17 protein-coding genes are annotated in these 21,622 nt (G+C 41.4%); 13 read left to right on the top strand and 4 right to left on the bottom strand.

From position 1 onward, the window contains the following. Nucleotides 1–65 precede the first annotated feature (65 nt). On the top strand, nucleotides 66–1,973 hold the full coding sequence (locus V7K44_RS28165) for an adenylate/guanylate cyclase domain-containing protein (protein WP_334936562.1): 1,908 nt from the start codon (nucleotides 66–68) through the stop codon (nucleotides 1,971–1,973). Between the two features lie 90 nt (nucleotides 1,974–2,063). Here V7K44_RS28165 and V7K44_RS28160 read toward each other — a convergent pair whose 3' ends face one another. Together V7K44_RS28160 and V7K44_RS28155 are read right to left on the bottom strand one after the other, a co-directional pair. Further along, nucleotides 2,064–3,239, bottom strand: a complete 1,176-nt coding sequence (locus tag V7K44_RS28160) for a homospermidine biosynthesis protein (RefSeq protein ID WP_334936560.1) — start codon at nucleotides 3,237–3,239, stop codon at nucleotides 2,064–2,066. A gap of 566 nt (nucleotides 3,240–3,805) precedes the next feature. Then, nucleotides 3,806–3,961 carry a hypothetical protein gene (locus V7K44_RS28155; RefSeq protein ID WP_334936558.1) on the bottom strand — a complete coding sequence of 52 codons (156 nt, stop codon included), beginning with the start codon at nucleotides 3,959–3,961 and terminating at the stop codon, nucleotides 3,806–3,808. Nucleotides 3,962–4,187: 226 nt separating this feature from the next. On the opposite strand from V7K44_RS28155, the gene gatB reads away from it, so the two are divergent. The 9 genes from gatB (at nucleotide 4,188) to V7K44_RS28110 (ending at nucleotide 16,744) form a co-directional block, all read left to right on the top strand. Further along, nucleotides 4,188–5,663, top strand: coding sequence for an Asp-tRNA(Asn)/Glu-tRNA(Gln) amidotransferase subunit GatB (gene gatB, locus V7K44_RS28150; protein WP_334936556.1), 1,476 nt, complete (start codon nucleotides 4,188–4,190; stop codon nucleotides 5,661–5,663). Between the two features lie 676 nt (nucleotides 5,664–6,339). After that, nucleotides 6,340–7,581, top strand: a complete 1,242-nt coding sequence (gene argJ / locus V7K44_RS28145) for a bifunctional ornithine acetyltransferase/N-acetylglutamate synthase (protein ID WP_334936554.1) — start codon at nucleotides 6,340–6,342, stop codon at nucleotides 7,579–7,581. Nucleotides 7,582–7,777: 196 nt separating this feature from the next. Continuing rightward, nucleotides 7,778–8,836 carry a hypothetical protein gene (locus V7K44_RS28140; protein ID WP_334936552.1) on the top strand — a complete coding sequence of 353 codons (1,059 nt, stop codon included), beginning with the start codon at nucleotides 7,778–7,780 and terminating at the stop codon, nucleotides 8,834–8,836. Between the two features lie 552 nt (nucleotides 8,837–9,388). Continuing rightward, nucleotides 9,389–10,771, top strand: a complete 1,383-nt coding sequence (locus tag V7K44_RS28135; RefSeq protein WP_334936550.1) for a CmpA/NrtA family ABC transporter substrate-binding protein — start codon at nucleotides 9,389–9,391, stop codon at nucleotides 10,769–10,771. Between the two features lie 60 nt (nucleotides 10,772–10,831). Then, nucleotides 10,832–11,671 (top strand): nitrate ABC transporter permease, encoded by an 840-nt coding sequence (gene ntrB, locus V7K44_RS28130; protein WP_334936548.1) that lies wholly within the window; start codon nucleotides 10,832–10,834, stop codon nucleotides 11,669–11,671. A gap of 264 nt (nucleotides 11,672–11,935) precedes the next feature. Next, nucleotides 11,936–13,936, top strand: a complete 2,001-nt coding sequence (locus tag V7K44_RS28125; protein WP_334936546.1) for an ABC transporter ATP-binding/substrate-binding protein — start codon at nucleotides 11,936–11,938, stop codon at nucleotides 13,934–13,936. A gap of 281 nt (nucleotides 13,937–14,217) precedes the next feature. Continuing rightward, complete coding sequence (locus tag V7K44_RS28120) at nucleotides 14,218–15,075, top strand: nitrate ABC transporter ATP-binding protein (RefSeq protein WP_334936544.1); 858 nt, start codon at nucleotides 14,218–14,220, stop codon at nucleotides 15,073–15,075. Nucleotides 15,076–15,239: 164 nt separating this feature from the next. Then, nucleotides 15,240–15,719, top strand: a complete 480-nt coding sequence (locus tag V7K44_RS28115; RefSeq protein WP_334936542.1) for a YbjN domain-containing protein — start codon at nucleotides 15,240–15,242, stop codon at nucleotides 15,717–15,719. Nucleotides 15,720–16,393: 674 nt separating this feature from the next. After that, the gene (locus V7K44_RS28110) at nucleotides 16,394–16,744 is read left to right on the top strand and encodes a hypothetical protein (RefSeq protein WP_292817580.1); all 351 of its coding nucleotides are present in this window, start codon (nucleotides 16,394–16,396) and stop codon (nucleotides 16,742–16,744) included. Nucleotides 16,745–16,809: 65 nt separating this feature from the next. Here the strand turns inward: V7K44_RS28110 and V7K44_RS28105 are convergent, their stop codons facing one another. Further along, on the bottom strand, nucleotides 16,810–17,820 hold the full coding sequence (locus tag V7K44_RS28105) for a cyanophycin synthetase (RefSeq protein WP_334936540.1): 1,011 nt from the start codon (nucleotides 17,818–17,820) through the stop codon (nucleotides 16,810–16,812). A 620-nt stretch (nucleotides 17,821–18,440) separates the two neighbouring features. On the opposite strand from V7K44_RS28105, the gene V7K44_RS28100 reads away from it, so the two are divergent. The 3 genes from V7K44_RS28100 (at nucleotide 18,441) to V7K44_RS28090 (ending at nucleotide 20,411) form a co-directional block, all read left to right on the top strand. Continuing rightward, nucleotides 18,441–18,677 (top strand): hypothetical protein, encoded by a 237-nt coding sequence (locus V7K44_RS28100; RefSeq protein WP_334936538.1) that lies wholly within the window; start codon nucleotides 18,441–18,443, stop codon nucleotides 18,675–18,677. Between the two features lie 540 nt (nucleotides 18,678–19,217). Next, nucleotides 19,218–19,388, top strand: coding sequence for an Hpt domain-containing protein (locus V7K44_RS28095; RefSeq protein ID WP_334936856.1), 171 nt, complete (start codon nucleotides 19,218–19,220; stop codon nucleotides 19,386–19,388). A gap of 54 nt (nucleotides 19,389–19,442) precedes the next feature. Beyond that, nucleotides 19,443–20,411 carry a PleD family two-component system response regulator gene (locus V7K44_RS28090; protein ID WP_334936536.1) on the top strand — a complete coding sequence of 323 codons (969 nt, stop codon included), beginning with the start codon at nucleotides 19,443–19,445 and terminating at the stop codon, nucleotides 20,409–20,411. A gap of 55 nt (nucleotides 20,412–20,466) precedes the next feature. On the opposite strand, the gene V7K44_RS28085 is transcribed toward V7K44_RS28090, so the two are convergent. Beyond that, nucleotides 20,467–21,573, bottom strand: a complete 1,107-nt coding sequence (locus tag V7K44_RS28085; protein WP_334936534.1) for a helix-turn-helix domain-containing protein — start codon at nucleotides 21,571–21,573, stop codon at nucleotides 20,467–20,469. Between the last annotated feature and the right edge of the window lie 49 nt (nucleotides 21,574–21,622).

The following is a 21,622-nucleotide window of genomic DNA, read 5'->3' as shown; positions in this document are numbered from 1 at the left end:
AACTAGAGGTTTTATCTTCCTATAGCTTGAAATATTCTCTTTTCTCAATCTCATACATAAATTACATGGAAAAAGTCATTACTTCAATGGCAGATGCTTTGTTAGTAACCAGTAATTCAGGAAAAATAAAAAAAGTAAATCGTGCTGCTCAAAAATTATTTGGTTTTGAGGAAAAAGAATTAATAAATCAACCAATCTCACTAATCATTGACGAGGATCAAATCGTACTTAAAGCAATTTATCAACATTCTTCTTTAAAGCGTAATTCCCAGAGTCTAGAAGTAGTTTGTCGAACAAAAACTAGAGAAAAACTGTTGATTGCTTTTTCTTGTTCAGTGATTCCCAAAAGAACAGAAGGACTAGAAGATATTGTCTATATTGGTCGGGATATTACTGCTTGGCAACGCCGGGAGCAGCGTACAAGTGCCCAGTATTCTATTACTCGCATATTATCAGAATCACAGAGTATAAAGCAGGGTATTCCCCAAATTTTGCAGTCGATTTGTCAAAACTTGGGATGGGATTTAGGCGAACTTTGGACAGCAAGTCAATATATTGGCACTTCTGTACAAGGAGATAGTCTCAATGTAATACTAAGGTGTGTAGAAATTTGGTCAAGTCGATTAGTTTCTGTTCGAGAGTTTAAAGCAATCACCTGGCAAACTACTTATACACCTAGTGTTGGTTTACCTGGTCAAATTTGGATCAGACGTTTGCCTTTGTGGATTAAAGATATCACAGTAGATGGAGATAAAAGGCGATCGCAACCTGCTGCTGAGGCTGGATTATATGCAGCTTTTGGCTTCCCCATTTTAGACGATAGTGAAATCTTAGGAGTGATGGTTTTCTTTAGTCGGGACGTACAACCAAAAGATAAAGACCTATTACAAATGATGGGTTCTATTGGTAGCCAAATATCTCAGTTTATCAAACGTAAACAAGCAGAAAATGCTCTTGTAGAAAGTGAAGAACGATATCGAGATTTATTTGAAAATGCTAATGACTTGATTCAATCCGTCAATCCATTTGGTCGTTTTTTATATGTCAATCGTGCATGGCGAGAAACTTTGGGATATAGCGAAGCCGAAATCGCAAATATGAGTGTTTTCGATATTATACATCCAGAGTTTAAGCAACACTGTTTGCAAAGGTTTTATCGTGTTTTATCAGGAGAAAATCTTGGTCAAGTAACAGCCATATTCGTTACTAAAGATGGTCAAACAATTTTTTTAGAAGGTAATATTAATTGTAAATTTGTCGAAGGTCATCCAGTTGCGATTCGCGGCATTTTTCGCAATGTAAGCCAGCGAGTAGCAGCAGAAGAAGCACTTCGTTATCAGCAGAAAGAAACCGAACGTTTATTGCTGAATATTTTGCCAGTCGCAATTTCTAGAGAAGTGAAAGAACAACCAGCTAGTATTGCCGAAGACTTTGCTGATGTCACAGTTTTATTTGCAGATATCGTTGGCTTGAGCGAAATTGCTACTTCTATGAGTGCAATTCAACTGCTGAACCTACTCAACCCAATTTTCTCAGTTTTCGATCGCCTCACCGAACGATATAGTTTAGAAAGAATCAGAACCATTAACGATGCTTATATGGTGCTTGGTAGCTTACATATACGCTGCCAAGATCGTGCTCAAGCGATCGCTCTGATGGCACTGGATATGCAAACTGCGATCGCTCTATTTAATACTGAGAATAACCAAAATTTCAGCATCCGTATCGGCATCCATAGTGGTTCGGTAGTGGGGGGAGTAATTGATCCGAATAAGTTTAATTATGAACTCTGTAAAGACACAGTAAACATCGCTAGCTATATAGAATCCCAAGGTATTGCTGGTAAAATCCAGGTTACAGAAAATACTTATAAGTGCTTGTGTGATGAATTTGTATTTGAAAAACGAGGCGAAATCGAAGTTAAAGGCAAAGGGAAGATGACAACTTATTTGTTGATTGGACGGAAGGGATGAAAGGGGAGTGGGAATGGGGAGCAGTGTATATTAAAACTCCCTATTCCCTATTCCCTATTCCCTATTCCCTATTCCCTATTCCCTATTCCCTTAGTGAGTATTCGGAATCAACCGCCCACAGGGATAAGTCGCTGTTGGCTGTGAAGGACTTTCAGCAACTGCTGCCGGAACCCGATCCGATGGTTGGGTTTTGGCTGCTAGATAGTCTTTTTGCAGTTTGTCGAAAATAGCTTCTCGCCTGTCGTATATACGCTTCAGGGGACGAGGCTGGCATTTGTTTAACACATACGCTGTTACTAGTGGTAGAGCGATCGTGCTATCGGTATAACAAACGATTGTATTAGGTAACTCATCCGGGTCAATCTTACCCCAACTGACAGCTTCCGATGGGGTTGCTCCAGATAAACCGCCTGTATCTGGACGCGCATCGGTAAATTGCACAAAGTAATCGTGTCCTCGTTCTTCTAACCCTAAAACCTCGTGGAGTTGCGGTTGGGTTTGTAGCAAAAAGTTTTTAGGACTACCGCCACCAAGAATTACAGCCGCACTTTTACCTCCTGATTCACGGGCATTATATGCGATCGCTGCTGTCTCATTCACGTCAATTGATGGATCTATTACCAGCTGCGAACCTTCCAATGCTAAAGCCGCCACGTTCATCCCAATTGAGCTATCTCCTGGAGAAGACGTATAAATCGGTACGCCATATTCATAAGCTGTAGCGAGTAAACAGGAATGTTGCACACCCAATTGCTTTTCTACTTCTCGGACATATTTACCTAGTAAATGGTGAAACTCAGCCGTTCCCATCCGCTTTTGAAACGCTTCTCCTTGGAGAATCTTGCGGATGAACGCATCAGTTTCTAGCAGCACATCGTAACCAAAAATAATGTCATAAATGCGGATCGTGCCTTCTTGGCGAAGTTTCACATCATCCAAAAATGGATTACCAGCAAAGAGTTCAAAACCTAAACCGTAGTGCATATCGTGGTAAAGATTTGCACCAGTACTAATCATCCAGTCAATAAAGCCGTTGCGAATTAAGGGTGCAAGCGCTGAAACCCCAAATCCTGCTGGCGTCATCGCACCGGAAAGGCTAACTCCCACCGTGACACCTTCCGTTAGGACATCGCGACTCAGTAGTTGGCAGATTTCCCGCAACCGCGCTGAGTTGTAAGCGGTGAAGTATTGATCGATCAAATCCACCACATTGATATCATTTGATATAGGTGTAGGTGCAATTTTTTGACCCAGCTGTTTAGACATTTTGGCACTCCCGAACAGTAAACACGCCGAATCTAATGGTATCTAGCTTTCAGCCAAACTGACAGCAATACTTTTTTACTACTAACTTGAATCCCCAGTAAATTTGTCTCTCTTGCGTGGTGCTTCTGTATCTGGAAGTACCCCCTACCTAATTAAGTATGATTTAATCTCTAAAATCTCCTTAATTAAATTTGCAATCATCTCCTCAATTTCATCACATCCATGAGCGATGCCAGATGAGATTTGCTTTTGATTCTCCTTTAAGTGATTAAAGTCACGCTCCTCATTCATTCAAAGCTTTTTCTGCTAGCCTAACTGCCTCTTGAGTAGCCTGTTGCCTCTCAAAACAAAAGCTTCAAGAACTGCTGCGCCAATCTCCTGAACTGTTGCAGGAGTAAAGCCTTTGCGGCATCGCTGACAAAACCACCTTTGCACTACTGTGTCATCAGACAATTTATAACTACTGTTTTTGAAAATTAGTGTTCTGTGGTGGCATCTTGGGCATGGTGGGCGATTTGTCGTCATTCTTCCAGCCTCGGATCAAGTCCTTTATCTCAAATGGTAATTTACCATTTGCGATCGCCATAAAGGGCGGGTACGCCATCGCGCCATAAACGGTAAGCCAGTGATTGAGTATGAAGTGCGGGAGGTAAAGAAAACTCAGCGCGAACGTTTTGATGGAAAAACCACAGTCTGGCGATTAGCTGGTGATACCAATACAAAGAAAGAAAAAACTTTGTGCAGTTGATTGGAGAGGGCGCGTTGTGCTTGAGGAATAGTTCGGAAACGAAGTTGGGGAATGATTAAGATTTTCTTCACTTTAGGTTTGCACCTTCTTTTTCAAGCTCAAAAGGTAAGCATTGCTCACCCAAATAACCGTCTTCAGAGCAACTCAATACGCCGCTACAATAGTACCACTACAAGGATTATGCCCAAATTATTGATATTATGACCACTGCTACAACTGTAAAAACTGAGTATGAAGCGATTATTGGTCTAGAAACCCATTGTCAGCTGAGTACGAATACCAAGATTTTCTCTAATAGCTCTACAGCATTCGGTGCTGACCCAAATACTAACATTGACCCGGTTTGTATGGGTTTACCTGGGGTCTTACCTGTACTCAATGAAAAAGTATTAGAATACGCCGTCAAGGCTGGTTTAGCACTAAATTGTCAAATTGCTAAATATAGTAAATTTGACCGTAAACAGTATTTTTATCCAGATTTACCCAAAAATTACCAAATTTCTCAATACGATCTACCGATCGCAGAACATGGTTGGTTAGAAATTGAGTTGGTAGATGCTGAGGGTAATCCGATTCGCAAACGTATTGGGATTACGCGTCTGCACATGGAAGAAGATGCTGGAAAATTGGTACACGCAGGTAGCGATCGCCTTTCTGGTTCTTCCTATTCTCTGGTAGACTACAATCGCGCAGGTATCCCGTTAGTAGAAATTGTCTCGGAACCCGATTTGCGTTCTGGACTAGAAGCAGCTGAATATGCCGAAGAATTGCGTCGGATTGTCCGGTATCTCGGCGTGAGTGACGGCAACATGGAACAAGGATCTCTGCGCTGCGATGTCAACATTTCTGTGCGTCCAGTAGGGCGAAAGGAATTTGGCACCAAGGTAGAAATCAAAAACATGAACTCCTTCAGCGCCATCCAACGGGCGATTGACTACGAAATTGAACGCCAAATCGCCGCCATCGAAGCAGGCGATCGCATTATCCAAGAAACTCGGCTGTGGCAAGAAGGCGCTCAATGCACAAGTAGTATGCGGGTGAAGGAAGGTTCCAGCGATTACCGCTACTTCCCCGAACCAGATTTAGCACCAATTGAGGTGTCAAATGAACAATTAGAGCAATGGCGTAGCGAACTACCAGAACTACCAGCCCAAAAACGCCATCATTATGAAAGCGAATTGGGGCTTTCTCCTTACGATGCGCGAGTGTTGACAGAAGATCGTTCAATCGCCGAATATTTTGAAACTGCGATCGCATCTGGAGCAAATCCCAAAGCTGCTGCCAACTGGATTACTCAAGATATTGCAGCACACCTCAATAAGCAAAAACTCACTATTACTCAAATCGGACTGACTCCGACCAATTTAGCAGATATCATCACTCGCATTGAAACGGGCAAAATTAGCAATGCTCAAGCTAAACAAAAGTTGCCAGATTTGCTTAGTGGTATTTCTCCTGAAAAAGCCTTTGCCGGACAAGAGTTAATCACCGATCCTAGTGTACTGGAACCCATCGTTGATGAAGTCATAGCTGCCAATCCCAAAGAACTAGAAAAGTATCGCAACGGTAACACCAACCTTAAAGGCTTCTTTGTTGGACAAGTTTTGAAAAAGACAGGCAAACGTGCCGATCCTAAGCTGACTAACGAATTGGTGGAGAAAAAGCTGAACGCCTAGCGAGTCGTTCAAGTCAACTTTGCTGGGTGAGGAAGTAGGGGAGCAGAGGAGCAGAGGAGACAACGAGACAAGGTGACAAGAGGTGAGAACTTGCAACAAGTCTTTCCCCTTGTCCCCAATCCTTCTTGTCCCCAAGTCCTCTTCCCAATTCCCAATGCCCCAACTAAGTATTTTCCCGGTCTTGCTTCACACAATCTTCATATAAAAGCTGGTGACAACCCTCATACGTAAAATGATATGCTGTGGTAAGTAGATGCACCCTGATGATCTGGAGAGCTGCCTAAGTAGCTCTCTTTTTTATTTTATTTTCGTGGTATATACAGATAAACCTCAAAAATTTTTAGAAATAATCTCAATAAATAAGTATTAACCCTTAAAAAGTAAATCAGAGAGATTAGTAAGTAGATGTATCCTGACGATCTAGAGAGTGACCCAAGTGGTTATCCTTTTTTGTTTTTGTTTTTCGTTATAAGAAAGGTAAAAACAATTATGCCAATCGCCAACTGGTGCATTATTATTGCCATCAGCAAATAAAAGGAACTGGGGAATGGGGAAGTAAAAAAAAACGAATAACTCTTAACTCTTGTACAGACGCGATTAATCGCGTCTCTCCTAACTCAGCGCTTTTGTAAAGTACATATTGACCTATCTAACCTGATAGTTGTAAGGAAGAATAATGGCAGATTGGCAAGAAATAACAGGTGGTATCACAGCACCAAGGGGGTATCAGGCGGCGGGAATTACCGCAGGATTGAAACCTTCGGGGTTGCCAGATTTAGCTTTGATATTCTCAGAAGTAGAAGCGATCGCAGCTGGTGTGTTCACCACTAGTCAAGTTAAAGCTGCCTGCGTAGAATATTGTCGCCAACGATTGCAAGCTAAACAGAGCGCTCGTGCCATCCTCTGCAACGCCGGACAAGCAAACGCCGCTACAGGGACTCAAGGCTACCTTGATACCTTAGAATCTGCTCTGGCAGTAGGTCAAGCACTAAACATTCCATCTGAATCTGTGTTAGTGGCTTCCACTGGTGTGATTGGTCAAAGAATTAAGATGGATGCTTTGCGAAGCGGGATTCCCAAGGTAGTAGCAGCACTATCAGAAACAGGCTCAGATGCCGCTGCTGGGGCGATTATCACTACAGACTTGGTAACAAAATCTATTGCCCTAGAGACAACTATAAGCGACCGCCCGGTACGAATTGGCGGCATTGCCAAGGGTTCCGGTATGATTCACCCCAACATGGCAACCATGCTGGCATTTGTGACTTGTGATGCTGTGGTTTCGCCTCACCTTTGGCAACAAATGTTAGCAAGGGCCGCTGATAGAAGCTTTAATTCCATCACTGTGGATGGTGACACCAGCACCAACGACAGCTTAATTGCCTTGGCAAACGGTCAATCTCGCACCCCAGCAATTATAGAATGGGGCGCAGAAGCAGAGAAATTAGAGGCGATGTTAACAGCAGTTTGCCAGCATTTAGCCAAAGCGATCGCTCGTGATGGTGAAGGTGCAACCTGTTTAATTGAAGTGGAAGTGACTGGCGCTCATGATGAACTCTCAGCCCGTCAAATAGCCAGAACCATAGCTGGTTCATCCTTAGTTAAATCTGCAATCTTTGGACGCGATCCAAATTGGGGACGCATCGCCGCCGCCGCCGGACGTGCAGGTGTGCCATTTGAGCAAGAAAACCTGCAAATTAAGCTAGGGGATTTCTTAATGTTAGAAAATGGGCAACCTCTACAATTTGACCGTGCAGCGGCGAGTGCTTATTTGAAAAAAGCAGCTGCGGGTGCTTATCTGCAACAGGATACGGTGTTAATCTCCGTTAATGTTGGCAATGGTTATGGTGTGGGTAAAGCCTGGGGTTGTGATTTGAGTTATGACTACGTGAAGATTAACGCCGAATACACTACGTAAACTACTCCCATTGTTTGCCTTGTAGAGACGCGATTCATCGCGTCTTTAGCCAAAGATGTGTTGCAATCATTAATTAAATTGGTATCAGAATAGTCTTACAGTTTCTCATGCTGTGGCTGGACGGGGGAAAATGCCTAAGAAGCATATAGAACTTAGAAGGAAGAGGTACTTCAAGCTCAGTTCACAAATCGCTCAGTTGGATAATGCACAATTGCGTTCTCTGTTTGGCAATAGTGAGTCGAATGACTCTAGTACGGGTTGGGGAATGAATCACACCATCGTCCTTGGGGAATCCAAGGTCTTTGTGAAACGTGTTCCGGTTACAAACATCGAATATGACAACCTGTTCTCCACTAGAAACCTCTATAACCTGCCGACTTACTGTAATTACGGCTTCGGTTCCACTGGTTTTGGGGTCTTTCGGGAACTTGTTACCCATATCAAGACAACCAATTGGGTATTGTCGGGTGTAATTGCGACTTTCCCACTGATGTACCATTATCGGATTATTCCTTTCTCTGGGCGGCGGACAGATGTCGATAAGTCGCGTCTCAAAAGTTATGTGGAGTACTGGGGCAATAGTACCAACGCCGGCAATTATATGTTAGATAGAGCGATCGCCAACTATGAGTTGGTTCTGTTTCTAGAGTATGTACCGTATGTTCTGGAAACATGGCTGCGGGAAAACCCCAACAAACTTCAAAAACCCCTAAATGACTTACGCACGACGATTACCTTTTTGAGGAAGAAGGGAATCATCCACTTTGACGCACATTTTCGCAATATCCTCACCGACGGGAAGCAGACATATTTGACCGATTTTGGTTTGGTACTTGATAAGAGTTTTACGTTGACGAAAGATGAAAAGTTTTTCTTTAAGCAGAACGAATTTTATGACTACGGAGAAGTCTTGCGGAATCTTGGTCATCTGATTCAATCGCCGTATGATTTATGTTCGGAGAAAGATAAACGCCGGATTATGGAAAAATATGGCATAAAAGAAGGCTTAAAACCTTATGAACTGCGCTCCATATTACTCGACAACATCGAGCAGATACATACTGATGGAATCATGAAGTTAGATAAGTTTTATGTTGCCAGCATCGTCAAGTACCGCAGCATAATTGCGCTGATGCAAGACTTCTTTTCTGATATGTGGGAAAATAACAACAAGGACACTAAACTTAGTCACAAAGAACTACGGCAGCTACTTAAAGAGACGGGGTTTCTTCATGGTATTGGAAACGGCAGATAGTTGCGATCGCTGGATAAAAAATACTCCAAATAGGTGTATTAGCCTTAAATCTCACTCTCATCGCAGTGCGCTCTAAATTATAGAGATAACATAATGGTTGTGATAAATAAAAACTTATATATGACAAATAATTACTAAAATTAAGTTACAAAAGAAGTGAAGATAGTCAATCATAAAGTAAACATAATAGTCTTCATAAATAAGAGTTGATATATTAAAAATTATTCCTATAGTTGAGGATAATAGATAAATTTTTACTTATACATCCAATCTAATATTTGTTTAATAATCCCGACTCCAAATTAACAATTTCGGCTTCAAACGCTGTAAACTGATTTCAACAAGGTGAATGACACCTCTGCATCACACTAGAAAAGCAGAGCCAATAAATTAGCCGAGTTTTTGTATAGGTAGCTATTTCATTGATGAAATGGCTGCGATCGCTTGGTCAAATATAGCTTGATTAATCATTAATAATGCAAGAAACACAGGTTTTTTTGCCTAAATTGTCATAGCTATAAAAAATAACATTCACGTTTTCAGGAGATATTTATGAAAGAATTTTTTAATCAAATTTCTCGCCGCAAATTCATCTTCACAGCCGGAGTATCTGCGAGTGCTATATTCCTCAAAGGCTGTTTGGGTAATCCTCCTGAAAACCTTACTGGGGGAAGCACTCAAGCACAGCCAACTGCTCAATCAGTTGTTAATATTAGTCCCGAACAAACACCAGAAACTACTACAGTTAAGCTGGGATACATTCCCATTGTCGAAGCGGCTCCATTAATTATTGCTAAGGAAAAAGGCTTTTTTGCAAAGTATGGGATGACTGATGTTGGTCTTTCCAAACAAGCTTCTTGGGGTGCAGCCAGAGACAACGTAGAAATTGGTTCTGCCGGTGGTGGTATAGATGGCGGTCAATGGCAGATGCCAATGCCACATTTGATTACAGAAGGTTTAATTACCAAGGGCAATCAAAAAATTCCCATGTATGTATTATGTCAATTAATTACGCATGGAAATGGAATTGCGATCGCAAACAAGCACCAAGGCAAAGGTATTAGTTTACAACTCGCTGGCGCTAAGTCCCTATTCAAGGAATTAAAATCTTCAACCCCCTTCACAGCTGCATTCACCTTTCCCCACGTCAACCAAGATTTATGGATTCGCTACTGGTTAGCAGCAGGCGGTTTAGACCCGGATGCAGATGTCAAATTGCTCACAGTACCGGCAGCGCAAACTGTAGCCAACATGAAAACCGGAACAATGGATGCCTTTAGTACAGGCGACCCCTGGCCTTATCGCCTGGTGCAAGACAAAATCGGCTACGTAGCAGCATTAACCGCAGAAATTTGGAAAAATCATCCTGAAGAATACCTTGCCATGAGAGGCGATTGGGTTGATAAAAATCCCAAGGCTACAAAAGCAATTTTAAAAGGAATTATGGAAGCCCAACAGTGGTTAGATAATTTTGATAATCGCAAAGAAGCGGCTGAAATTTTGGCTGGACGAAATTATTTCAACCTTTCTTCACCGGAAATATTAGCAGATCCATACCAAGGTAAATATGACATGGGTGATGGTCGCAAAATTGATGATAAATCAATGGCTGCTTACTACTGGAAAGATGAAAAAGGTAGTGTTTCTTATCCATATAAGAGTCATGATTTATGGTTCATCACTGAAAATATTCGTTGGGGATTCTTGCCAAAAGATTACCTAGATAATAATGCTGCTAAAGCTAAGGAACTTATCAACAAAGTCAACCGCGAAGATATTTGGAAAGAAGCTGCTAAAGAAGCTGGAATTGCTGCTGCTGATATTCCTACAAATACATCCCGTGGTGTAGAAGAGTTTTTTGATGGCATCAAATTTGACCCTGAAAAACCAGAAGAATATCTTAAGAATCTCAAAATCAAGAAGGTCAGTATTTAGAGACGCGATGAATCGCGTCTAGGACAAATAACAAATAAAATTTGAGGAGAATACAGCATCATGACAGTCGCCCAAAAACGCCCTGCAAGCCCTCGATTGAATAATAGCTTTATATCCGGTTTGCAAAAGCAATTTCCTGACCTGATACCACCAACGATCGCGATCGCAATTTTCCTGACTATTTGGCAACTCTTCGCTTGGACTCCAGGCGCTACATTACCAGGGCCAATACAGGTTGTTCAAGACACTTGGATTCTCATTTTCTGGCCCTTTTATGACCGGGGTGGCCTTGATAAAGGTTTATTTTGGCAGATTCTCGCTAGTCTGCAACGGGTTGCTATCAGTTATACCCTAGCTGCGATCGTTGGTATTGGTTTGGGCGTTTTGATTGGGGTGAATAAAACCATGTCCAAAGCATTAGACCCCATCTTTCAACTACTGCGGACAGTACCACCCCTAGCTTGGGTACCCATTTCTTTAGCAGCTTTACGACAAAACGAACCCGCAGCCTTATTCGTAATTTTCATTACTGCAATTTGGCCCATCTTAATTAACACTGCTGTCGGCGTTACCCAAATTCCCCAAGATTACAACAACGTCGCCAAAGTTCTGCAACTTAGCCGCAAAGAATATTTCATTAATATTTTGATTCCTGCGGCATTACCCTACATTTTCACCGGGTTAAGAATTGCGATCGGTTTAGCTTGGTTAGCGATTATCGCCGCCGAAATCGTCATGTCCGGTATTGTCGGTATTGGCTTCTTTATCTGGGACGCTTATCAAAATAACAACGTCAGCGAAGTCATTTTGGCTCTAGTTTATATCGGCATTGTTGGGTTGGTGCTAGATAAAGCAATGGGTTGGCTGCAAAACAAGATTTTACCAGCAGAACAAAAATAGTCATTGGTCATTGGTCATTGGTCATTGGTCATTTGTAAAAAGCTAAGGACTAGGGACTGTTTTCAAACTTGAAGATCCCCCCTAACCCCCGTTAAAAAGGGGGGAGAAGAAACTCTAAAAGCCCCCCTTTTCAAGGGGGGTTGGGGGGATCTTCAAAGACTAGGGTGCTTAAACAGAGGTTTGAAAACACGACCTAATGACCACATACCAAGGAAAAGTGATGAAAGACAAATGACAAAGGACAAATAACAAAGGACAAATGAGATGTTCGTAGCTGTCGATCAAATTGAAAAAGTTTTTGAATTAACTGGTGGTGGCAAATATATTGCCCTTAAAGGAATCGACCTCCAAATTAAAAAAGGAGAATTTGTCTCTCTCATTGGTCACTCCGGTTGCGGCAAATCCACACTATTAAATATGATTGCGGGTTTGGATTTGCCAACTGAAGGTATTGTCACTCTCGAAGGACAAAGAATCACCAAACCCGGCCCAGACAGGATGGTGGTGTTCCAAAATTATTCGTTATTACCTTGGCGGACGGTAAGAGAAAATATTGCCCTCGCCGTAGACTCGGTAATGAAAGGTTTACCCGCAGATGAACGCAATGCCATTATCGAAAAGCATATAAATATGGTGGGTTTGCGTCCCCATGCTGACAAACAACCAGGAATGTTATCAGGTGGACAAAAGCAGCGAGTTGCGATCGCCCGCGCTTTAGCAATTCGTCCCAAATTACTCTTGCTAGATGAACCTTTTGGTGCATTGGATGCACTCACACGCGGCAATTTGCAAGAACAACTAATGCAAATCTGCGAAGAAAATCAAGTTACCGCCGTGATGGTGACACATGATGTCGATGAAGCAGTGCTGTTATCTGACAGAATCGTGATGCTAACCAACGGCCCCGAATCTAAAATCGGTGACATTCTAGAAGTGGATATTCCCAGACCCCGCAAGCGGATGGAAGTAGTTGAACATCCCAGCTACTACAGCTTGCGAAGTGAGATGATTTACTTCCTCAATCAGCAAAAACGGATTAAGAAAATTCGGGCGCGGAAAACTGCTGACGTTGCCCGTCATGGATTAGAAAAAGTTAACCTAGAAATTGGCTTTTTACCTCTGACAGCTTGCGCTCCCTTAGCAGTTGCCAAAGAAAAAGGCTTTTTTGTCAAGCATGGTTTAGATGAAGTTAACCTGGTGCGGGAAAGTAGCTGGCGGGGTATAGAAGATGGCATAAGTGGCGGTTATTTAGATGCGGCGCAAATGCCTTCAGGGATGCCCATGTGGCTAACTTTGGGAGGACATAATAACCAGCCTTTGCCCGTTGTCACTGCCCTCACCATGACTCGCAACGGTAACGCCATTACCTTGGCAAAACACTTTTATGACCAAGGTGTGCAAACCTTATCAGATTTCAAAAGATACCTGCTTCGCACCCGCGAACAACGGCACACAATGGGGGTAGTACATGCCGCATCAATGCACAACTTGCTACTGCGTTACTGGCTAGCTGCTGGTGGAATTGACCCCGATAGCGATGTGGACATGAAGACCATTCCCCCAGCGCAGATGGTAGCCGACTTAAAAGCCGGAAGCATTGATGGTTACTGCGTCGGCGAACCTTGGAACTACCGCGCTGCTGTGGAAAATGTCGGTTTTACTATTGCTACCGATTTAGAAGTTTGGCTGGGACACCCAGGTAAAGTTCTTGGTGTGCGGGAAGATTGGGCAGAAAATTATCCAAATACGCATATTGCTTTGACTAAAGCTTTATTAGAAGCTTGTCAGTATTGTGCAAATCCCGAAAATACCCAAGAAATTCGTCAAATTTTAGCAGGGCGAGAGTATGTCAGCACTGATTTAGAATACATTCAACTCGAAGATCCAGATAATCTCACCTGTGACTTAGACCATCCGTTGCAAGACTATGCCCATCACCAGTTTTATTCTGAGTCTGCCATTAACCGCCCCAGCCGCACCGAACAAATTTGGATTATGAGTCAATTGGCGCGTTGGGGTGACACTCCCTTCCCCAGAAATTGGGTAGAAGTTGTGGAACGGGTGTGTCGAGTGCGAGTTTTCAGCACCGCCGCACGAGAATTAGGTTTGGATATTAGCTATATTCGCCAACCGATCCAACTGTTCGATGGTACTCCCTTTAACGCCGACGATCCGATCGCTTATCTCAACAGCTTGAAAATTAAACGTGATTTTTCAGTCGCGGAAGTTGTTCTTGATGCACCAAGAAGGAGACTCGCGTCATAAAAAAATCGTGAGAGAAAGAGGGAGTGGAAGGAGTAAGACATTTTACTTATTGTGGGGTGGGCGACACGAGTGCCCGTAATTAAAGGCGGGTAAGATACCCACCCCACAAGATTGAATAATTTTAGTTGTTGAAAATTTCTTGAACTCCGTCAACGAGTGTTTGAACTGGATGAATCCACCTTTTATCTCCGTTAACGAGTATTTGAACTTCATTAAGAAACCTCTAGGTTGCAGCAAGTAGTCCCCAGTCCCCAATACCCAAATACCAAATACCAAATACCATGCAAAACCGCAACTCAACAACTACAAACACACTAGAAAAATCATTCGCCACTGCAACCACCAGCCGCAGACCTTTCCTAGAAATTAAAGACGTTACCAAAGTCTATCCTACAAAGAAAGGCCCCTTCACCGTACTCGATGGCGTTAATCTCAACGTCGAACAAGGCGAGTTTATTTGCGTCATCGGCCACTCTGGCTGTGGCAAATCGACGCTGTTAAATATGGTATCCGGTTTTAACTTTCCCACCTCCGGGCAAGTGTTACTGGAAGGAGAACCCATTACCCAACCAGGCCCAGACAGGATGGTTGTCTTCCAAAACTATGCCCTGTTACCTTGGCGGACTGCTTTTGAAAATATTTACTTAGCTGTTAACGCCGTTTATCCCAACAAACCACAAGCTGAAAAAAGAGCGATCGTCCGCGATCATCTAGCAATGGTGGGACTGGCGGACGCGATGGAAAAGAAACCAATGCAAATGTCCGGCGGGATGAGACAACGGGTTTCTATCGCCCGTGCTTTGGCGATTCGTCCCAAAGTTTTAATTTTAGATGAACCTTTTGGGGCGCTGGATGCCATCACCAAAGAAGAATTACAGGAAGAATTGCTGAAAATTTGGGGCGATAACCGTTGTACAGTGCTGATGATTACCCACGACATCGACGAAGCACTATTTTTAGCAGATAAATTGGTAATGATGACCAATGGCCCTCATGCGAAAATTGGCGAAGTTATGGAAATTCCCTTTTCTCGTCCGCGCGATCGCAGCCGCATTATGGAAGATCCCCAATACTACCAACTGCGTAACTATGCCCTAGACTTCCTCTTTAACCGCTTTGCTCATGATGATGTAGGTTAAGTGCGATCGTCATTGATTTTTCCAGAATAATTCTTTGTTCCTCCCGCTACCATACCAGATGGTGGCGGGAGCAATTAGTAGGGGGAATTCATGATATTGCCCCTACAACTGCGTCCACAAGTTATAAAGTATGTGTAGAACGAGTATGTTGAGAAAAAATCTGTATGACAAGCTACCCAGAAACCCTAACTAGTAATGAATCCGTTAATGATTTGATCTCCCAGACGACAAGCATTAACCATGTTGAGGTAATTGAAAATGTCATCGATTCTTTGGAACAAGATAATAGTGCGATGGTTAGCCACACTCCAGAGGGTGGTTATCTCTGGAAGTTTAAGTATGGAAGTGTGGAAGTATTTGTCCAACTCAACGGCATAACAGATGAAGACACCATAACAGTTTGGTCTGCGGTGCTAAATTTACCTGCCAAAGATGAACCTAAGTTGATGCGGTATCTTTTGGAGTTAAACTGCTCCAGCACTTTTGAGGCGCGTTTCGGTATTATCGAAAACCGGGTGGTTGTAATATCGACACGCACCTTAGCAGAGTTATCTCCTGGCGAAGTGTCTCGGCTAATTACCGTTGTGGCAACGATCGCTGATAATAACGATGAAGCCTTACAAACTGAATTTGGTGCAACTTAAGGAATTTTAGATTTTAGATTGGACTATTGCTACATCCGATGCATAGCAATCCGGTTTGGGCGAATCTGCAAAGACTTTTTTCTGTGTACCAATTAAAAAACGCCTGGGAGTGTTGCCGTGTTTCCACCCCAGGCGTTTTTTATTTTTAACTTGCTCCTCACACAATTAGATAGTATCACTGCTTCAATCAAAAGGCGAGTCTAATAAGTGACACTTTTAAAACTGCACTGTCAAGTGAGTTTAAATTTATACTCCCTTGACTTGGCCGATCTGTATTTTGGGTGCGATCGCTCCAGAAAGGCGGTTTGGTTGGCATTGATAGCATCTAGCATACGTGTTAGGCTGCTGATTTCATTACACAGCCACTTTATTTATCATCACAAGTCTTAAAAAGGATCTAGCCTTTACAAGCCGTAACGTAACTAATTAAATAATTATTAAAGATATATACATCTTTGAATTAATGCCTGAAACTTTTTAGTAATTAATCAAACTCTCAAATAAATATTAGCACTCAATGCTTATCAGTGCTAATTCATAGCTGAGATTTAACGCCTATGATATAGACCAAAACTGCACTTTTTGCAGATGCTTTAGTTCCTTTCCAGATATTATTTTGGAAATAGAAAAAACTAAATATTTCCTGTAAGTAATATAAAATTGAGAGTACTGGCATGAAATACACTTTTGATATTGTAGGAATATCTCCACTTTTGCAGTTTTTTAATCAGCAACAGCAAAATGGGCAAAAACCACCCCACCAAGGTGTGGAATACTTGGGAATGCATACGTGTACGCTAGATACGTTTTTAGAATCGGTGGAATCAGTTCCAGCAAAGTGGGATTGGAATCTGGATCAAGTAGTAGATACGGTGATTAAGTTTTGGTTGAATAACTCAGACAGTATTCGTTATTGGAAAGTACGTTTAAATGATGCTGGTAAGGATAATTTACTAGTCACAAGATTGGCAGATATAAACGCCTTGCAAGCTGAATTTGAATCCCTACTAGATAAGGATTGGTGAAGAGATAGGTAAAATTTAAAAATAGTTCAGGAGGGGAGCAATCCCTGCTTCGCCTCCAGTCAAAATCAATAATTTACTCTGTTATTCTCATTTTCAAGTACTTTGAGAACTTGGAGATATAAATTTTCTACTCTTTTCGTCTGAACTTCACCAAATGATGCATAGTGAGTTAAGCTAGGAGCGCCATTTACTTCAATAATTGTATAATCTCCTATTGGTGACGTTATATCACTAGCAAGAATATCTACACCTGCTAATCTCAATTCCATATCTTTTGTAATATTTACTGCTAATTTTTTAAAATCAGCATGGATATTGTCAGTGAAGTCTATTGCCTCGCCTCCAGTTGATAAATTTGCATTATCTAAAAGATAGACTATATTATTATTAGGTATAACATTACCAAAATTTAGCTTCCCTCTTCGCAAGTTTTTTTTGATTCTGTAATCTTCAAAATCTATAATTTCTTTTCTACCATTTTTAATAAAAGTTTCTTGCTTCTGTTGCATAAGTTGCAAAACAGTAGATTTACCATCTCCGATGATAAATAAGGGAATTCTTTGATATGCCGAAATTACTTCATCATCAAGTACTACGATTCTATAATCATTGCCACTATAAAATCTCTCAACAATAAATCCTGAGATTTTTTGCAAGATTTTCTTAGCTACTTGATAATATTCTTGTTTATTGTGAACCTTAGTAACAAACATTCCTTGACTAAGATTAATCGGCTTGACAATTACAGGAAATCCCAACTCATTAGCATAATAAAATCCTGCATCTATATTTCTATGATTAGCTATTTCTTCGCATAATTCGTCACTAAAAAATGTTTTTCCTTCAGTAACTTTATAGCCAAATTTGTTTAAAAAAAAGTTTGAAACTCCTTTGTCTTTAGCGATTGCTACTGAACCAGAAGAATTAATACTAAACCTGGCACTACGAAAAAAGGTTTTATTGCCGTTTTTAAATGTAATCAATCCCATAAAGCTGCATTCTGGGTCTACTAAAACTACTGCTCCTATTTCCTTTGCTACTTTTTGAATTATTGATGTTACAAATGGTGTTTTCATTATCGATAACTATAATTTTATCGAGAAGATTTTAACTATTTTGTGACAATTAGTCAAGAATTTTTAATTTCAACAATTGCATCATGTTTTGTCTCTAAAACTCTAGTCCAAGGCTAAAAAAAATTCATCTTTGAATATTTCAATCAACTATGAAAATTTAATTATTCTCAACTATATTTAAAAAATGTAAATGCCTGCAATGTAGCTTTACTAATCACACTATAGAAAAATTAAGACTGTGTACGTGCTGATTAATTCTAGGTACCTTATTATTCATTTTCTCTTCCGTTTCTAAATAGTATGTTTTCAGACATTAATGTTTGTTTTACCACTGATGCGGACTTTACTTATGTGTATGCATATAAATCATGCAAACCCAATAATTGCCAAACTTTCTGCTTGAACATTGTTGTGTCCTGGAAACAATTGCAAGTTAAGGCTTTGAGATTCATTGTCACCTGAAAATTCCAACTTAATTGGTCTAAAATATAGCGCTCAGTGTTGACAATTTATTAATAATCGAATAACAAGGTGGCAGCAGCATTAAAAAAAGCGTTAGTGCATTCCTACCTAGAAACTAATTAACGCCCTTCATTAAACTTCATACGGTTAACATAATTATGCCAGAAAATACGGATAACAAAGCTTCTCAATTAGACAATCAGACTATTGCGTATAAAGAACGCCTCAATTCTTGGGCGATCGCTCGTCTACTTCCGAATACGCAACGGGAGATTGTTGCTCGCTTCCGCAGCCGTTCTGATGCCGATGGCTATATGCGGCACCTTCCTCAAGAAATACCAAATGCTTCCTACATGGTTGTTTTTGATTGTCAACGCCAAGAAGCTGTAATTTAAAGTACAAGCGAATGACATTAACCCTTGTTTTTCATCCAATACGCTTGGGTTAAAGGTTATTGGTGTAGATAATTGGTCTTCAAGACGCGATAAATCAAGACGCGATAAATCGCCTCTCTACAATCTGGTTTTGGGTTTATCTGGACTGTATTGGTTTTTAATCTCCATTACCCTTTTGTTGCGATCGCGGGCGTAGTCTACTTAAAATTTGCGTGAACCACTATATTTAATTTGCTCTCAAACGAGAGGCTTAGATCCCCAACTTACTTCAAACAGTTGGGGATCTTTTGATTTGTAGTAAGCTGTTCCATCTCAATGAACCAGATAAGTTGCTCAAAACAACTTGTTAGGCGATTAGTAAGGGGCTTAGTAAGATGATAGGCGGCACTCTTTGCAGATGTCGTCAGCAATGGGTTAGAAGCAGCTCGGAAAATCTCTCAAGAATGGGAGGTGGGTTTTCGTCCCCATATCATCGCCTAACTGCCAATGCCGGGGCTGTTATCTTACAGAGACAGCTAGACTAGTGTAACCAGCACAGCGATCGCAACTCAGGATATCCAGACTATATGGCAGATAGCACACAAACTCAAGTCGAGCAGTGCTTCTATTGGAGCGATCGCCTTGGCGCAGCTTTGCAAGGTGTTAGAAGCACAGGCACGCAGCAGTAACTTAGAAAACAATCTAGAATTACTTTCACTACTGTATCAATAATAAATATGAACAAGTTAAAACTGCCTTAGAAAAAGAACTTGCCAAGGAAGTACCATGAAAGCCACTGCTCAAGAAAGCCAATGTTTAGTTTTAATTGTTGATGATGAACCTTTTATTCGCCTGATATTGCGGCATTTCTTAGAGCGGGAAGGCTATCAAATAGCGGAAGCTCAAAATGGCATAGAGGCAATAAGTGTTTTTAAGCAACTGCACCCTCATATAGTACTCCTTGATGCCATAATGCCGGATATGGATGGATTCGAGTGTTGCACTCAGTTGGAGCTTCTGGATTGTAATAAGCACACTCCAATTTTAATGATTACAGGACTTGAAGATCAAGAGTCAGTTGACCGTGCATTTGCAGTGGGAGCAATGGATTTTGTTACCAAACCAATTCACTGGCCAGTTTTGCGACAACGGGTAAAACGCTTGATTCAGCAATCTCAGTTACAGCAAAAACTGGAAGCCATGAATCTGGAATTGCAGCGATTAGTTACTATCGATGGATTAACTCAAGTAGCTAATCGCCGACGGTTTGAAGAGTATTTTTACCAAGAGTGGCAGCGTTTAAAACGCGAGCAAAGTCCGCTTTCTCTAATTCTTTGCGATGTTGATTTCTTCAAATTATATAATGATACCTATGGTCATCGGGTAGGCGATCGCTGTCTTCAGAAAATTGCTCAAGCTATCAAAGATATGATTAAACGTCCCGGAGATTTAGTTGCCCGTTATGGTGGGGAAGAATTTGCTGTAATTTTACCTAACACAGACACCGAGGGGGCGATTCATGTTGCCGAAAAAATTTGTCATGCTATCCGAGCATTAGCAATTCCTCATCAAAATTCCCAAGTTAGTTCTCATGTAACTATTAGTGTTGGGTTTACAACAGAAATTCCTCAGCCAGATTCTGACTTAGAAGAAATGATTGCCGCAGCGGATCGGGCGTTGTATAAAGCAAAGGCAGCAGGACGCGATCGCTTTGTGCAAAATATTTTACTACCCGAAAGTACAAATTTACGCTAGTATGCCAAACTTCACATATTTCTATCCTATTTTCAATATATGGACTTTCGTTTGCTTATTCTATGCTTTGAAAATGCAAGCTCACTTTTAAACCATTCATCCAAGACCGATCAATTAGATGATCGTGTTGCAGCCGATCTACAACAATAGCAGGATGAATACTGATACATTCCGCAAGATCAATCACATCAGTTTCAGATTTAAGCTTGGCTAATTCCCCCTCATACTCAGGTGGGATCAAAAATTCGCGCGACCATTTATCTGCTTGGCGTTCCTGCTCAGATTTCAAACTTTCCCCACTATTCCATTCATCAAGAAAAATATTTTCTTTATCATGTAGCAAAATATGTGCTGCTTCATGGAAAAAATTAAACCAGAAGCGGTCATTGGTTTTACCATAAAGCGAAAGTTGAATCAGTGCCTTATGGGGGTTTAACCACCGTGCAACACCACTGACGTGCGCTTTCTTGATTGATGGTACTAAAACAAGCACAACCCCTGCTTCCCAGCACAACTTTTGCATCTGTGGTTCAAACTCTTCTGGCGGTAACACCGTCAAAGTACGAATTTCCCGCACTGCCTTTTCAAATTTTGGTTTACTGTACTTGGGAGAGTCTAGTTGTTCTGCTTTTATTTCCCCCAAACGTAACCAAGTGGAAATAGCACCAACATCACTTTGATTTTCGCGTGTACGACGAAAAGCAACTTGCATACCTGCATAATAATTCTGCCAATCTTCCGGCGAGGCAACACCGAAAAATTGCAGTAACTTTTTTACTAAACTAGGCTTATTCTTATCAATTAAACGGCACTTAGGAATTACACCTTGATTCATCAATTCTTTGACTGGTAACTGATCTAACCAAGATGTCCACCCCTTTAAACGGTTTTCTTCTTCTATTCTTGCTAAACCAGCGCGATATTGGGCTTCACGATTGAGCCAAAATGCTGTTGTACTCCCTAAAACTCGTTCTAGCTTCAGGGCTGTTTCTTCATTGATGGGTGCTTTGCCGTTGATCAGTAGGCTGATATGTTTGGTAGTGTAGCCTAATCGGTCTGCTAACTGTACTTGCGTCCAATCACGCTCTTCTAAGATATCAGCGATGGTATCACCGGGAGGAGATACCCAATCTGGTGTAAAGGCACGGGTTGTCTCAATCATGGTAATCTCCTATGAAAACAATACAAACAGCACTAACTTTTGACCAATC

The sequence above is a fragment of the Nostoc sp. genome (genome assembly GCF_036917235.1).
Taxonomy (GTDB): domain Bacteria; phylum Cyanobacteriota; class Cyanobacteriia; order Cyanobacteriales; family Nostocaceae; genus Nostoc.
This window is presented reverse-complemented; position numbering and strand designations above follow the sequence as displayed.

Excerpts from the sequence above, each read along its gene's own strand:
- argJ (WP_334936554.1), top strand. The coding sequence starts at position 6,340 with ATGGCAGATTGGCAAGAAATAACAGGTGGTATCACAGCACCAAGGGGG.
- V7K44_RS28120 (WP_334936544.1), top strand. The coding sequence starts at position 14,218 with ATGCAAAACCGCAACTCAACAACTACAAACACACTAGAAAAATCATTC.
- V7K44_RS28115 (WP_334936542.1), top strand. The coding sequence starts at position 15,240 with ATGACAAGCTACCCAGAAACCCTAACTAGTAATGAATCCGTTAATGAT.
- gatB (WP_334936556.1), top strand. The coding sequence starts at position 4,188 with ATGACCACTGCTACAACTGTAAAAACTGAGTATGAAGCGATTATTGGT.
- ntrB (WP_334936548.1), top strand. The coding sequence starts at position 10,832 with ATGACAGTCGCCCAAAAACGCCCTGCAAGCCCTCGATTGAATAATAGC.
- V7K44_RS28165 (WP_334936562.1), top strand. The coding sequence starts at position 66 with ATGGAAAAAGTCATTACTTCAATGGCAGATGCTTTGTTAGTAACCAGT.
- V7K44_RS28090 (WP_334936536.1), top strand. The coding sequence starts at position 19,443 with ATGAAAGCCACTGCTCAAGAAAGCCAATGTTTAGTTTTAATTGTTGAT.
- V7K44_RS28100 (WP_334936538.1), top strand. The coding sequence starts at position 18,441 with ATGCCAGAAAATACGGATAACAAAGCTTCTCAATTAGACAATCAGACT.
- V7K44_RS28105 (WP_334936540.1), bottom strand. The coding sequence starts at position 17,820 with ATGAAAACACCATTTGTAACATCAATAATTCAAAAAGTAGCAAAGGAA.
- V7K44_RS28110 (WP_292817580.1), top strand. The coding sequence starts at position 16,394 with ATGAAATACACTTTTGATATTGTAGGAATATCTCCACTTTTGCAGTTT.
- V7K44_RS28135 (WP_334936550.1), top strand. The coding sequence starts at position 9,389 with ATGAAAGAATTTTTTAATCAAATTTCTCGCCGCAAATTCATCTTCACA.
- V7K44_RS28160 (WP_334936560.1), bottom strand. The coding sequence starts at position 3,239 with ATGTCTAAACAGCTGGGTCAAAAAATTGCACCTACACCTATATCAAAT.
- V7K44_RS28085 (WP_334936534.1), bottom strand. The coding sequence starts at position 21,573 with ATGATTGAGACAACCCGTGCCTTTACACCAGATTGGGTATCTCCTCCC.
- V7K44_RS28125 (WP_334936546.1), top strand. The coding sequence starts at position 11,936 with ATGTTCGTAGCTGTCGATCAAATTGAAAAAGTTTTTGAATTAACTGGT.